The sequence below is a fragment of the Geodermatophilus sp. SYSU D01106 genome (genome assembly GCF_054049995.1).
This window is the reverse complement of the sequence record NZ_JBJGYM010000015.1, coordinates 1-13259: the sequence shown is the minus strand read 5'-3', so window position 1 is coordinate 13259 and position 13259 is coordinate 1. Positions and strand designations below refer to the sequence as shown.

The following is a 13259-nucleotide window of genomic DNA, read 5'->3' as shown; positions in this document are numbered from 1 at the left end:
CCGCGGTCGGTCTCCCCGCGAGGGCTGCCGATGGGGAGTCCGTGCGAGGGATGATGAAGGCCGCCGTTCCGATCGGCGTCGTGGCCATCGTCCTCATGCTGGTCGTGCCCCTGCCGGCCGCGTTGATGGACCTCCTGATCGGCCTCAACCTCGCCATCTCGCTGCTCATCCTGCTGGTGGCGATGCAGATCAAGCGGCCGCTGGACTTCGCCGTCTTCCCGTCCCTGCTGCTGATCGCCACGCTGTTCCGGCTGGCCCTCAACGTCTCGTCGACCCGACTGGTGCTCACCGACGGCTACGCCGGCAAGGTGATCGAGGCGTTCGGGCACATCGTCATCGGCGGCTCGCTGATCGTCGGCCTGGTCATCTTCCTGATCCTCACGATCGTCCAGTTCGTGGTCATCACGAACGGTGCCGGGCGCGTCGCCGAGGTCGGCGCCCGCTTCACCCTCGACGCGATGCCCGGCAAGCAGATGGCCATCGACGCCGACCTCAACGCCGGGCTGATCAACGAGACGCAGGCCCGCAAGCGGCGCGGCGAGGTCACCGCCGAGGCGGACTTCTACGGCTCGATGGACGGTGCCTCGAAGTTCGTCAAGGGCGACGCGATCGCCGGCATCATCGTCACGCTGGTCAACCTGATCGGCGGCATGGCCATCGGCGTCATGCAGCGGGGCCTGGAGGTCGGCGAGGCCGTCTCGACCTACTCGCTGCTGACCGTGGGCGACGGCCTGGTGTCGATGATCCCGGCCCTGCTCATGTCGACCGCCACCGGCATCATCGTCACCCGCTCGGCGACCGAGGGCGACATGGGCAGCGACCTGCTGGCCCAGCTCGGCCGCTTCAAGCAGCCGGTGCGCATCGCCGGCGGCGCCGCGCTCGCCCTGTGCCTGATCCCCGGTCTGCCCAAGCTCCCGTTCCTGCTGGTCGGCGGCGCCTTCCTGCTGATGGCCGCCCGCATGCAGGAGGCTCCTGTCGAGGACGACGAGGCGCAGGCCCCTGCGGCCGACGACGAGCCGAAGCCCGACTCCCCCGAGGCGATCGCGGAGCGGATGCGGGTCGACCCGCTCGAGCTCGAGGTGGCCTTCGACCTCGTCGACCTGGTCGACACCGCCCGCGGCGGCGACCTGCTCGACCGCGTCAAGGCGCTGCGCCGGAAGGTCGCGATGGAGACCGGCCTGGTCATCCCGCTCGTGCGCACCCGCGACAACCTCGACCTGCCGGCCTCGCAGTACGTCATCTGGCTCAACGGCGTCCCCGCGGCCAAGGGCACCTCGCCCGCCGGCACCGTGCTGGCGATCGGCGACGCGCTCGACGGCCTGCCCGGCCGTCCCACCCGCGAGCCGGTGTTCGGCCTGCCCGCCAAGTGGGTGCCCGTCGAGCTGCAGCGGCAGGCGGAGATGGCCGGCGCCACCGTCGTCGACCGCTCCTCGGTCATCACCACCCACCTGGCCGAGGTCGTCCGCCAGCACTCCGCCGACCTGCTCGGCCGCGAGGACGTCCGGGTGCTCGTGGAGATGGTCCGCCGCACCCACCCGGTCGTCGTCGAGGAGCTCACCCCCGCGCTGCTCACCCTCGGCGAGGTGCAGCGGGTGCTGCACGCGCTGCTCACCGAGAACGTCTCCATCCGCGACCTGGTGCGCATCTTCGAGGCGCTGTCGCTGCGGGCGAAGACGTCGACCGACCTCGACGGCCTCGTCGAGGCCGTGCGCTCCGCGCTCGGCCCCGCGATCAGCCACCCCTACGTCACCCCCGACGAGCGGCTGCACGTGCTCACCCTCGAGCCCGCGTTCGAGCAGCGGCTGCTCGAGGCGGTCCGGCACAGCGACGGCGGCCAGGTGCTGGCCCTCGACGCCGGCTCCGTCGACGCGCTGGTCACCGGGTGCACCGGGCTCCTGGAGCAGGCCGAGAGCCTCGGCCTCGCGCCGGTCCTCGTGTGCTCGCCCCAGGTCCGCGCCGCCCTGTCCCGCCTGGTCCGCCAGGTCCTGCCCCGGCTGCCGGTGATCTCCTACACGGAGGTCTCCCGGACGGCCCAGATCGAGTCCCTGGGAGTGGTGAGCGGTGCCGTTGCCATCCGTTGAGGCGGCGACCCCCGAGGCCGCGGTCGCCGCGGCGCGCGAGCGCTACGGCAACGCCGTCCGGATCGTCGGCGTCCGCCGCATCCGGTCCGGCGGGGTCCTGGGCTTCTTCGCCACCGAGCGCTTCGTCGCCGAGGTGGAGGACGTCGAGCCGCCGCGCCGCACCCCCGCGTCGCGGTCGGAGTCGGCCCGCCGGATCGAGGCCGCGCTGAGCCGCGACCCCGGCCCGCTCGCCGACACCGGCGCCTTCCTGCGCGCCACCGAGATGCACCGGTCCCGCCCCGCGGCGGCCCGGCCCACCGCGCGCCCGGCCGCCCTGCCCGACCCGGTCGACGAGGTCGCCGGCCTGCTCGGCGCGGCGACCGGCGGTCCCGACGTCGACCTGTACTCCCGGTCCTCGGTCGGCGCCGCCCGGCGTCCCGCGGCCCGGCCGGCTGCCCGCACCGCTCCCCGCACCGCCGCCGCTCCTGCCGCTGCGCGCCCCTCCTCGGGCACCGCCGCGTTCCAGGCGGCACCCGCCGCCGCCCCGGCCGCCGCCCGGCGCCCGGCCCGCACCGCGGTGCGCCCGCCGGCGACGCCGGCCGAGCCCGCGGGCCCGTCGCCGTTCACCGCCGCGCTCGCCCAGGTGGTCGCCGGTGACCGCGAGGTCCGCGAGGCCGTCGACGACGCCGTGGCCGCCACCGCCGCCGCGTCCGCCGCCGAGGCGCTGCGCGCGCTGCACGCCACCGCCGCCGCGCTCGCCGCCGAGCCCGACCCGGTGGTCGAGCCGGAGCCTGCCCCCGCCCCGGCCTCGGTGCTGCGCACGCCGGCGTCCGCGCCCGCCCCGGCGCCGGCGATGCCGCTGGCCGCCGCCCTCGCCGCCGCGATGGCCGCCCCGCGTGCCGCCGCCCCCGCCCCTGCCCCGGTCGCTGCTCCCACGCCGGTCGCTGCTCCCGCTCGGGCTGCCGCGCCGGTCGCCCCGGTGGCCGCTCCCGTGCAGGCCCCGGTCGCTCCGGTCGTCGAGGAGCTGGCTGCGGTCGCCGTCGAGGAGCCCGTGGCCGAGGCGCCCACCCCGGTCGTCGAGGAGCCCGCGGTCCCGGCCGTCGAGGACGTCGCGGTCGAGGACGTCGCGGTCGAGGACGTCGACGTCGAGCGGTCCGTCGCCGACCTGGACATGTGGGCCGACCCCGCGCCCGCCCGAACCGCCGTCGCGACCCCGGTCGTCCCGGTCGCCGCCACCCCGGTCGCTGAACCCGCCGTCGCGGAGGTCGCCGTCGCAGAGGTCGAGGTCGCGGAGGTCGAGGAGCCGATCGTCGCGGACGCGTCCGACGACGAGTCCCTCGTCGCCGAGCTGCTCGGTGACCGCCCGGCCGACGAGCTCCCGGTCGCGGAGGTCCCGCTCGAGGAGCCCGCCGTCGAGCAGGACCCGGTCGAGGAGGACCCCGTCGAGGAGTTCCCCGTCGAGCAGCCCGTGGCCGAGGTGGCCGCCCTCGAGGTCGCCCCGGCCGACGACTACGCCACCGACGTCCTCCCCGCCGTCGTCGCCCTGCCCATCGAGGTCCCGGCGCCGCAGCCCGTGGCGACCTGGTCCGACGCGGACCTCACCGGCCCGGTCACCGGCCGCGAGGAGGCCATCGCCGAGGTGCTGCGCGCCGCGCTGGCGCACGACACCCCCGACGACGCGCTCACCGACATCCTGCGCGGCGTGCTCGCGAGCGCCTCCACCCAGGGCCGCGTGCACCGCGGCCGCCCGCCGGTGCCGGCCACCGCCCAGCGGATGGACCGCGAGCCGGCGTGGGTCGAGGCCTCGGCCGAGAGCGACGAGTGGGAGGTCGAGGCGGTCGAGCAGCCCGCGATCGAGGCCGCCACCGAGGTGCTCGCGCTGGCCGCGACCGCCAGCGACCCGGCGCCCCTGCCGCTGGACTCCACCGCCGTCCTGCCCCCGCTGTCCCTGCTGCCGCCGCCCACCCCGGGCACGGAGCTCGCCGTGCCGCGCCTGCTCGGCCGCCCGCCGGTCCCGCCGGCGCGCCGCGGTCTGCCGCCGGTGCCCGGCCAGGCGGTCGCCCGCGTCGCGGCGCCGGGCCGTCCCGCCGGGCTGGCCACGGTCACGCGGCTGCCCGTCGACGCGCGCGCCGGCCGGGTGCTCGTCCCGTCGGTGCGCGAGCGCGGCACCGCCGGCCGCGAGCTGGTCGACCCGCGGATGGTCGAGGCCGCCGGGATCGTCGCCCGGCTGCGCGCCCTCGGCGTCCCCGAGGACCTGCTCGCCGGCACCTTCGCCGCCGACGTCGCCGCGGGCGGCACCTACGCGGCGCTGACCCGGGCGCTGCGGGGCCTGCCGGCCGCGCCGTCGGCCCCCGCAGGCGCCGGCGAGGTGCTGCTGGTGGTCGGCCCCGGCGTGGAGACGCTCGCCGCGGCCCGGTCGCTGTCGGTCTCGATGCGCCTGGACCCCGACCGCCTGCAGTGGGCCACCCGCGGCGACCTCGCCGCGCTGGCGCCCGAGGGCAGCCGGATCACCTCCGTGGACACCGCGCTCGAGCGCAAGCAGGACGCCGCCCGGGCCGGGACGCCGACCGTCGTCGCGGTGGACGCCCCGATGCGGGCCGCCGGACGCACCTGGCTCGAGCAGGTCATGGCGATCTTCTCGCCGGCCGCCGTCTGGGCCGTCGTCGACGCGACCCGCAAGCCGGAGGACGTCGGCCCGTGGCTCGACGGTCTCCCCCGCGTCGACGCGCTCGTCGTCCAGGACACCGACCTGACCGCCGACCCCGCCGCCGTGCTGGGCCGCACCACCGCGCCGGTCGCGCTGCTCGACGGCGTCCGCGCCACCGCGCACCGCTGGGCGTCGCTGCTGTGCGAGCGGCTGGAGAGCGCTGAGGCATGAGCCCGCTGCGCTGGGACGTGCTCGCGGTGGGGCTCGTGCTGGCCCTGCCGGTGCTCGCGATGGGGATGCGCGGCGACTTCTCGGCCGACGAGGTCGCCGTCCGGCTGCCCTGGTGCCTCCTGGCCGGGTGGGGTGCGGTGGCGCTGCTGCGCTGGGCGGCGACACCGCCCCGCCCGGCGCCCGCCCGCCGCCGCGCGGGCGCCCCCGACCCCGAGGACGCCCCCACCCCCTGACCATCCGCCGGCCGGCCACCGCTGGGGTGCCGTGCGGTCCTCCGGGGTCCTGCAGCGCCCCCGTAGGGCGAGCAACGCTCCAGGAGTGGGCCGTCCACAGGTCGGGCGCCGTCCACCGGACGTCCGGGCGGGCCCGGACACGGCGTCGGACGGGCGACCGTCGCGGGATGACCGACGTGCCGCCTCGTCTCCTCGTCCGTCGCGACGCGCTCGAGGAGGGGTACTCCGACGACGAGATCGCGCGCCTCACGGGTCGCCGCGAGTGGACCCGCCTCCGCCGAGGCGCCTACCTCGACGGCGGAGCGCCGGACGGTGCGGCCGCGAGGCACCGCCTGCTGGTGACCGCGACCCTCGGGATGCTCCGCAGGCCAGCAGTGGTGAGCCACCAGTCGGCGGCGGTGCTGCTGGGCATGCCGCTCTGGAGCGTGCCGCTCGACCGGGTGCACCTCACCCGGTCACCACCGGCGTGGAACGACTCGAGTCGGTCGCTGTCCGTGCACACCGGCCGCCTCGACGAGGACGAGGTGGTCCACGTCCGGGGATTTGCGGTGACCTCGCCGGCGCGGACGGCGGTCGACCTGGCGCGCGCCCTCTCCTTCGAGCAGGCCGTCGTGCTCCTCGACGCCGCGCTGGCTGCCGGAAGGTGCACAGCCGGAGAGCTGGCCGAGGCGCTCGACAGGTCCCACGGCCGGCCGGGTGTCCGCTCGGCGGCGCGCGCCGTGTCCTTCGCCGACAGACGCAGCGAGAGCGTGGGTGAGAGCCGCAGCCGCGTCCTGCTCGACCGCCTCGGGCTGCAGCCCACCGGGCTCCAGCACACCGTGCACACGACGGACGGCGTCCGGATCGGGCGGACGGACTTCGTGTGGGAGCACCGCCGCGTCGTCGGGGAGTTCGACGGACGGGTGAAGTACGGCCGGCTGCTGCGGCCCGGGCAGGACCCTGGCGACGCCGTCTTCGAGGAGAAGCGGCGCGAGGACGCCATCCGCGACGAGGGCTGGGGCGTGGTCCGGTGGACCTGGGGTGAGCTCGGCAACCCGGTGCGCCTGGGCGAGCGGGTGCGGCGCGCCCTCGCGCGCGGCGGACGGTGACCGCTCCTGGGCGTTCCTCGTTCTCCGGGGGTCCTGCAGGACCCCCGGAGAACCGGAGACGCCCCAGGAGTGGGGCGCGGCGGGCAGCCCCAGCGTCAGAGCGGGAGGTCCTCCAGCATCTCGGTGACCAGGGCGGCGATCGCCGAGCGCTCCGAGCGGGTCAGCGTCACGTGCGCGAACAGCGGGTGCCCCTTGAGCTGCTCGACCACCGCGGCGATGCCGTCGTGCCGGCCGACCCGCAGGTTGTCCCGCTGCGCCACGTCGTGGGTGAGCACCACCCGCGAGCCCGAGCCCAGCCGCGACAGCACGGTCAGCAGCACGCCGCGCTCCAGCGACTGCGCCTCGTCGACGATCACGAACGAGTCGTGCAGCGACCGCCCGCGGATGTGCGTCAGCGGCAGCACCTCGATGAGGTCGCGGGCGGCGATCTCCTCCAGGACCTCCTTGGACACCAACGCGCCGAGCGTGTCGTAGACGGCCTGCGCCCAGGGCGACATCTTCTCGCCCTCGCCGCCCGGCAGGTACCCGAGCTCCTGGCCGCCGACGGCGTAGAGCGGCCGGAAGATCACGACCTTCTTGTGCGCCCGCCGCTCCATCACCGACTCCAGGCCCGCGCACAGCGCCAGCGCCGACTTGCCGGTGCCCGCGCGCCCGCCGAGGGAGACGATCCCGACGTCGGGGTCGAGCAGCAGGTCCAGCGCCACCCGCTGCTCCGCCGAGCGCCCGTGCAGCCCGAACGCCTCGCGGTCGCCGCGCACCAGCCGCACCTGCTTGTCCGGCGTCACCCGGCCCAGCGCCGACCCGCGCGAACTCAGCAGCACCAGCCCGGTGTGCGCCGGCAGGTCCGCCGCGGCGGGCACGAACGCCTCGCCGGTGTCGTACAGCGCGGTCAGCTCGGCGTCGTCCAGCGACAGCTCGGCCATCCCGGTCCAGCCGGCGTCGACGGCGTCCAGCGCGCGGTACTCGTCGGTGTCCAGGCCGACGGCGGCCGCCTTCACGCGCAGCGGCACGTCCTTGGTGATCAGGCAGACGTCGCGGCCCTCGGCGCGCAGGTTCAGCGCGACGACCATGATCCGGCTGTCGTTGCTGTCGTTCCGGAAGCCCGCCGGGAGCACCGAGGCGTCGCTGTGGTTGAGCTCCACGTGCAGCGTGCCGCCGGCCTCGCCCACCGGGACCGGCGCGTCGAGCCGGCCGTGGGTGACCCGCAGGTCGTCGAGCATCCGCAGCGCCTGCCGGGCGAACCAGCCCAGCTCGGGGTGGTGCCGCTTGTCCTCGAGCTCCCCGATGACGACCAGCGGCAGCACCACGTCGGCGTCGCCGAAGCGCAGCAGCGCGCGCGGGTCGGACAGCAGGACCGAGGTGTCGAGGACGTACGTGCGGCGCAGAGTCACGAGTCGTCTCCCCTGGGGCGCACGGCGCGCCCCGGCTCCGAGGTGGCCGGGACCCGGCACAGGGGCCGGGTCGCGGCCCCCCTGGTCGACGAGATCGTCAGCACCAACCGGGCCTCCCGCGGACGGCGGGGCGGGCCCGTCGTCCACTGCGGACGCTAAGGCCACTCACCGACAGGAGCGCGGTGTCCCACCCTCCGGAAACGCACTGTTCACCCGGAGGGGTACCTCCCGTCCCAGCCGTCCCAGGGGTCCGGCCGTCCCGGGGACGGCGCCGGGCGACGGCGGACGGCGGGTCACCAGGTACCGCGGTCCCGGGCGTCCGGCGGGCGGGGCAGCGGCCGCGACGCCGGCAGCTCCCAGGTCGGCGGCGGGCCGCCCTCGTACGGCACGTCCCAGCGGTCGTCCTCGCGCTGCGGCGCCCGGGGAGGGCGACGGCGGGGGCGCAGCGCCACCAGCGCCCACAGCGCCGGCACGAGCAGCACCGGCCACTGCACCGACAGGTCGCCGATCCACAGCAGGCCGGCGAGCAGCAGCCCGAACAGCCAGCCGGCGGTCCACAGCCCCAGTGCGCGGGCCTCCCGGGGATCGCGGCGCGGCACGGCTCAGGCGGCCGACAGCTCGGCGGCGACGAGGGCGGGGGTCAGCGGCTCGTCGAGCAGGCGCACGAAGCGGTCGGCGACGTCCTGCTCCTCCGGCCGGGCGGCCAGCCAGCGGTGCAGCAGGTCGTAGCCCTCGACGTAGGTGGTGATGTAGGCGCGCCACAGCGGGTGGGTCAGGAACCGCAGCTGCTGGCGGGCCCGGTCGGGGCTGACCAGCGACCACCGCTGGATGTAGGCGGCGACCTCGTCGGCGTCGGCGCCGCGGTCGTGCAGCAGGACGGCGGCGTCCTGGCGCACCCGGTTGAGCGGCGCGCTCGCGGCGGCGATCCGCTCGGCCAGGTGCCCGTCGAAGCGCAGCCCGAGGTCGCCGAGCACCTCCGCCGACCAGGTCCCCCACCCGTCGCCGACGGCGGCGTCGACGCCGAGGTCGGCCAGCCCCTCGGCCATCAGGCACTCCGGGGTGTTGACCAGGAACACCGTGTGCTCGAGGTGCCCGGCGCGCTCGACCAGCCCGCGCTCCTTGCGGCAGTGCTCGGTGTGGTGGCCGGGGTAGGACTCGTGCGCCACCAGGTGCACCAGCTGGCTGAGCCGGTGCGGCAGGTCGGCGTTGATCGCCACCCGCGAGCGGTAGTCGCCCTCGTAGTAGTTGAAGCCCGACCACGGCTTGTCGGTGACCACCTCGTAGCGCACCGTCTCGGCCTCGGGCAGCCCGTAGCGGCCGCGCACCCGGTCGCGCAGCGCGCTGGACAGGGCGTGCACCGCCGCGTCGAGCCGCTGCGGCGGGCACTCCTCGCGACGGCGGTGCGCGGCGTACCGCTCGGCGAGCGTGCCGTCGCCCGGCAGCAGGGTCTCGAGCTCGGCGTGCGCCGCGGCGTAGGCGGCGGGGTCGCCGAGGGTCAGGTCGACCTGGAAGTAGCTGCGCACCTCGTCGAGGAAGCCGACCGGCTCGCCGCTCATCTTCCGGGCGGTGCACTCGAGCCCGGTGAGCTGGCCGCGCAGGAACGCGGCGCGGTCCTCCGGCAGCCCGGCGGCGTCGAGCTCGCGCAGCAGCCCCCGGGCCTGGTCGCGCAGCCCCTGCGGCGTGGGCGCCGGCTCGCTCTCCACCTCCGCGCGGATCCGCTTCTCACCGGTGTAGGCGTCGACGAAGCCGGCCTCCAGCCGGTCGAACCGCAGCCCCAGGCGCACGTACTCGAGAGGGACGTCGACCGTGCCGGGTGCCATGCGCCCGAGTCTGTCACCCACCGAAGCGGCGGTGCCGCGCCGCGTAGGCCCGCAGCGCGCGCAGGAGGTCGACCCGGCGGAAGTCGGGCCAGTAGACGTCGGTGAAGTAGAACTCCGAGTGCGCCGTCTGCCAGAGCAGGAACCCCGACAGGCGCTGCTCGCCGCTGGTGCGGATGACCAGGTCCGGGTCGGGCTGCCCGCGGGTGTAGAGGTGCTCGGCGATGTGCTCGACGTCGAGCACCTCGACCAGCTCGTCCAGCGACGTCCCCCGGCTCGCGTGCTCGGCCAGCAGCGAGCGGACGGCGTCGGCGATCTCCCGCCGTCCGCCGTACCCGACGGCGAGGTTCACGTGCGCGCCCGGGCGGCCGCGCGTCGTCTCCTCGGCCTCCTTGAGGACGGCGACGGTCTCCGCCGGGAGCAGGCCCAGCGCGCCGACCGGGCGCAGCTGCCAGCGGCGGTCGGGCGCGGACAGGTCCTGGGCGACGCCCTCGATGATCCGCAGCAGCGGCGTCAGCTCCGGCTCCGGCCGCGACAGGTTGTCCGTGGAGAGCAGGAACAGCGTGACCACCTCGACGCCGGCCTCGTCGCACCAGCCGAGGAAGGAGGCGATCCGGTCGGCGCCGCGGCGGTGCCCGGCGTTCGGGTCGAGGAGCCCGGTGGCCTTCGCCCAGCGGCGGTTGCCGTCGATGATCGCGCCCACGTGGCGGGGGACGTCGGCACCCACCAGCTGCCGGGCCAGGCGACGCTCGTACATCTGCGTCAGGACGTCGCGGACCCACTGACGCGCCCCCACGGCGCACACAGTAGGCCCCCGGGACGCCGCCGTTCCGCAGGCCCGTCCGGCCTGCGGCGTTGCCGGGGACGTCACAGCCGCGTCCCGGTGCGGCCGGACCTACGCCTCCGTAACCTCGGAGTCGTGACCGCTCCCGAGGACCGCCAGCCAGTCCGGGTGCGGGCCGACGACGGGGCCGAGATCGAGGCGCCCCGCGGCCCCGCCGTCGCCGCCGTCCTCGAGGAGGGGCAGCGGGTCGAGGACACCTGGACCGCCGCCGACTTCGACGACGACGACTGGGACCACCCCGACACCCGGCCGCGGATGCGCGGCTGGCTGCACCTGTTCGCGTTCTTCGGCGCGATCGTCGCCGGCGCCGTGCTCATCCCGCTGGCGTCCGTCCTCGGCGCCCGCTCGGGGTTCTCCGTCGCCGTCTACTGCCTGACGATCTGCGGGCTGTTCGGCATCAGCGCGCTCTACCACCGCCGCCGCTGGTCACCGCGCGGCTGGAAGATCATGAAGCGGCTCGACCACTCGATGATCTTCCTGTTCATCGCGGGCACCTACACGCCGTTCGCCCTGCTCGCCGTCGACCAGCCGCTGGGCTGGTGGGTGCTGGCCGGCGTCTGGGCCGGCGCGCTGGCCGGCGTCTGCCTCAAGCTCACCTGGCCGACGGCGCCGCGCTGGGTCGGCGTGCCGCTCTACATCGGCCTGGGCTGGGTCGCCGTCTTCATCCTCACCGACATCCTGCACATCGCCGGGGTGACGTCGCTGGTGCTGCTGGCGGTCGGCGGCGTGCTCTACACCGTCGGCGGCATCGCCTACGCGATCAAGAAGCCGAACCCCTGGCCGGGCACCTTCGGCTACCACGAGGTCTTCCACGCGATGACCATCGTGGCGGCGATCTGCCACTACATCGCCGTGTACTTCGCGATGTACAACAGTCCTTTCGTCTGAGCTGTGACATGGCGGTCCTCCGGACCGCACCGCGGCCAGGTGCCGTTCCCCCGGTGCGTGGAGCCGCTGCCGCGGGTCCGTCGGGGAGCCTCCGGCCCCCCTCCGGGCCCGCGCCTCGCGGGGCGGGTCGCGTCCCAGCGTCCCCGTCCTGCGTCCCGTCCAGCTCCGGGGGCCCTCCGGGCCCCGCTCAGCTGAACGGAGGGCGGTCGTCCCAGCGGGTCGAGGCGCGGCCGGCGGTGCGCCAGGCCCGGGCGACGACGTCGCGGTCCTCCTCGCCCACCAGGTTGCCCATCACCCGCAGCGCCACCGTCATCAGGGACCGCGAGCGCATGCCGACCGGGCCCGCCGTGGGCAGGAAGCGGGGCACCGTCAGCAGGCCGGCCAGCCGCCGGGCGATCGAGAACGCCTCCCCGTAGTGGCGGCGCAGCGTCGCCGGCCAGGCGCGGGACCAGTCGTCCTCGCCGAACAGGTCGACGACGGCCCGCCCGGTCTCCAGCCCGTAGTCGATGCCCTCGCCGTTGAGCGGGTTGACGCACCCGGCGGCGTCGCCGACCAGCGCCCAGTTCCGCCCGGCGACCCCGGAGACGGCACCGCCCATCGGCAGCAGCGCCGACGCGACGTCGCGCACCGGCCCGTCGAGCTGCCACTCCTCGCGCCGCGACTCCGCGTAGAACTCCAGCAGCGCCTTGAGCTGCACACCGGCCGGGCGCCGCGCCGTCGCCAGGGTGCCGACGCCGAGGTTCACCTCGCCGGCCGCCGCCCCCAGCGGGAAGACCCAGCCGTAGCCGGACAGCAGCTCGCCCTCCTCGCCGCGCAACTCGAGGTGCGAGGAGATCCACTCGTCTTCGCTGCGGCCCGAGCGGACGTAGCTGCGCGCGGCGACGCCGTAGGCGGTGTCGCGGTGCCACTCGCGGCCGAGCACCCGGCCCAGCGGCGAGCGCACGCCGTCGGCGACGACGAGCCGGCGGCAGGCGACGCTCACCCGGCTGTCGTCGGCGAGCCCGAACACCACCGCGGCGACCCGGTCGCCGTCGCGCTCGACGTCGACCGCCCGCGCGCCGTCGAACGCCGTCGCGCCCGAGCCGACCGCCACCTCCCGGATGCGCGCGTCGAGCTCGGTGCGCGGCACGGCGCTGCCGTGGTCGGGGAACTGCCCGCCGGGCCAGGGCAGCTCCCAGGTGCGGCCGAACCCGGCGGCGCGCAGGCCCTGGTTGCGGGCGTGCCCGCGCACCCAGTCGCCGAGGCCGAGGTGGTCCAGCTCGGCGACCGCGCGAGGGGTCAGCCCGTCGCCGCAGGTCTTGTCGCGCGGGAAGACGGCGGCGTCGGCCAGCACGACGTCGTGCCCGGCGCGGGCCGCCCAGGCCGCCGCGGCCGACCCCGCGGGGCCGGCGCCCACCACGAGGACGTCGGTCGCGGACGGGACGGCGGCAGCTGCTGGCACGCCCCCAGTGTCCCTGGTCGGCGCAGGCGCTCAGCCGAACAGCGGGAACCGGTCCGCCGCCGTCCCCAGCTCCGCCCGGTCGGCGTCGGTCAGCGGTTCACGGCCGGTGCCGCGGCGGGCCGCCGTCGCGTCGTCCCAGCCGGCGGGCAGCGGGCCGCCGTGGAGCCCCTCGAGCACGCGGCGGACCTCGGCCAGGGCCGCGGGTCCCGGACCCGGGCGGTCCAGGTCCACCACCAGGTCGAGGTGGTGGACGGCGGCCTCGACCGCGAGCGTCGAGCACAGCTCGGCGGCGGTCAGCACCCAGCCCTGGGTGCCCACCCGTTCGCCGGCGTCGACCCGGCTCGCCGCCACGCCCACGGCAGCCGCCGTCCCGGCGTACAGCGGCGCCAGGTTCGCCAGGCCCCCGGTCGTGCTCGCCCGCACGCGGGTGCGCCAGGCGGTGCCGTCGTCCTCGTCCGGCGTCGGCTGCCAGGACCGCCAGTACGCGACGGCGTCGGACGTGACCGGGCCGCCCGCCGGGGTGGCCAGGGCGACCAGGCCCCGGCGGGCGTCGTCGAGCAGGTGCTGGGTGAGGTCGAGGACCGTCCACCCGGCGCAGCCGCTGGGCCGGTCCCCCCCC

At 76.3% G+C, this 13259-nt stretch carries 11 protein-coding genes; 5 read left to right on the top strand and 6 right to left on the bottom strand.

Annotated elements, in window-relative coordinates:
- Nucleotides 1-50 precede the first annotated feature (50 nt).
- From flhA to ACI78R_RS15825, 4 genes are all read left to right on the top strand, one after another.
- Nucleotides 51-2081 carry a flagellar biosynthesis protein FlhA gene (flhA, locus tag ACI78R_RS15840; RefSeq protein WP_457041478.1) on the top strand — a complete coding sequence of 677 codons (2031 nt, stop codon included), beginning with the start codon at nucleotides 51-53 and terminating at the stop codon, nucleotides 2079-2081.
- The gene (locus ACI78R_RS15835) at nucleotides 2062-4938 is read left to right on the top strand and encodes a hypothetical protein (protein ID WP_457041400.1); all 2877 of its coding nucleotides are present in this window, start codon (nucleotides 2062-2064) and stop codon (nucleotides 4936-4938) included. The genes flhA and ACI78R_RS15835 overlap by 20 nt, the downstream gene beginning before the upstream one ends.
- The gene (locus ACI78R_RS15830) at nucleotides 4935-5171 is read left to right on the top strand and encodes a hypothetical protein (RefSeq protein WP_457041399.1); all 237 of its coding nucleotides are present in this window, start codon (nucleotides 4935-4937) and stop codon (nucleotides 5169-5171) included. The genes ACI78R_RS15835 and ACI78R_RS15830 overlap by 4 nt, the downstream gene beginning before the upstream one ends.
- A 167-nt stretch (nucleotides 5172-5338) precedes the next feature.
- Nucleotides 5339-6259 (top strand): type IV toxin-antitoxin system AbiEi family antitoxin domain-containing protein, encoded by a 921-nt coding sequence (locus tag ACI78R_RS15825; RefSeq protein WP_457041398.1) that lies wholly within the window; start codon nucleotides 5339-5341, stop codon nucleotides 6257-6259.
- Between the two features lie 95 nt (nucleotides 6260-6354).
- On the opposite strand, the gene ACI78R_RS15820 is transcribed toward ACI78R_RS15825, so the two are convergent.
- From ACI78R_RS15820 to ACI78R_RS15805, 4 genes are all read right to left on the bottom strand, one after another.
- Nucleotides 6355-7650 (bottom strand): PhoH family protein, encoded by a 1296-nt coding sequence (locus ACI78R_RS15820; RefSeq protein ID WP_217651107.1) that lies wholly within the window; start codon nucleotides 7648-7650, stop codon nucleotides 6355-6357.
- Between the two features lie 293 nt (nucleotides 7651-7943).
- A complete protein-coding gene (locus ACI78R_RS15815) occupies nucleotides 7944-8249 on the bottom strand; it encodes a hypothetical protein (protein WP_457041397.1) in 306 nt (101 codons plus the stop codon).
- 3 nt (nucleotides 8250-8252) lie between these two features.
- Nucleotides 8253-9470, bottom strand: coding sequence for a DUF885 domain-containing protein (locus tag ACI78R_RS15810; protein ID WP_457041396.1), 1218 nt, complete (start codon nucleotides 9468-9470; stop codon nucleotides 8253-8255).
- A 13-nt stretch (nucleotides 9471-9483) separates the two neighbouring features.
- Entirely contained in the window at nucleotides 9484-10263 is a 780-nt protein-coding gene (locus tag ACI78R_RS15805; protein WP_073418629.1) for an isoprenyl transferase, read from the bottom strand.
- A gap of 123 nt (nucleotides 10264-10386) precedes the next feature.
- Here ACI78R_RS15805 and trhA point away from each other — a divergent pair, with 123 nt between their 5' ends.
- A complete protein-coding gene (trhA, locus tag ACI78R_RS15800) occupies nucleotides 10387-11199 on the top strand; it encodes a PAQR family membrane homeostasis protein TrhA (RefSeq protein WP_175562781.1) in 813 nt (270 codons plus the stop codon).
- A 187-nt stretch (nucleotides 11200-11386) separates the two neighbouring features.
- Here the strand turns inward: trhA and ACI78R_RS15795 are convergent, their stop codons facing one another.
- Both ACI78R_RS15795 and ACI78R_RS15790 read right to left on the bottom strand, forming a co-directional pair.
- Nucleotides 11387-12640, bottom strand: coding sequence for a geranylgeranyl reductase family protein (locus tag ACI78R_RS15795; RefSeq protein WP_457041395.1), 1254 nt, complete (start codon nucleotides 12638-12640; stop codon nucleotides 11387-11389).
- Between the two features lie 30 nt (nucleotides 12641-12670).
- The coding region (locus ACI78R_RS15790; protein ID WP_457041394.1) for a maleylpyruvate isomerase N-terminal domain-containing protein at nucleotides 12671-13259 on the bottom strand (589 nt) is incomplete at its 5' end.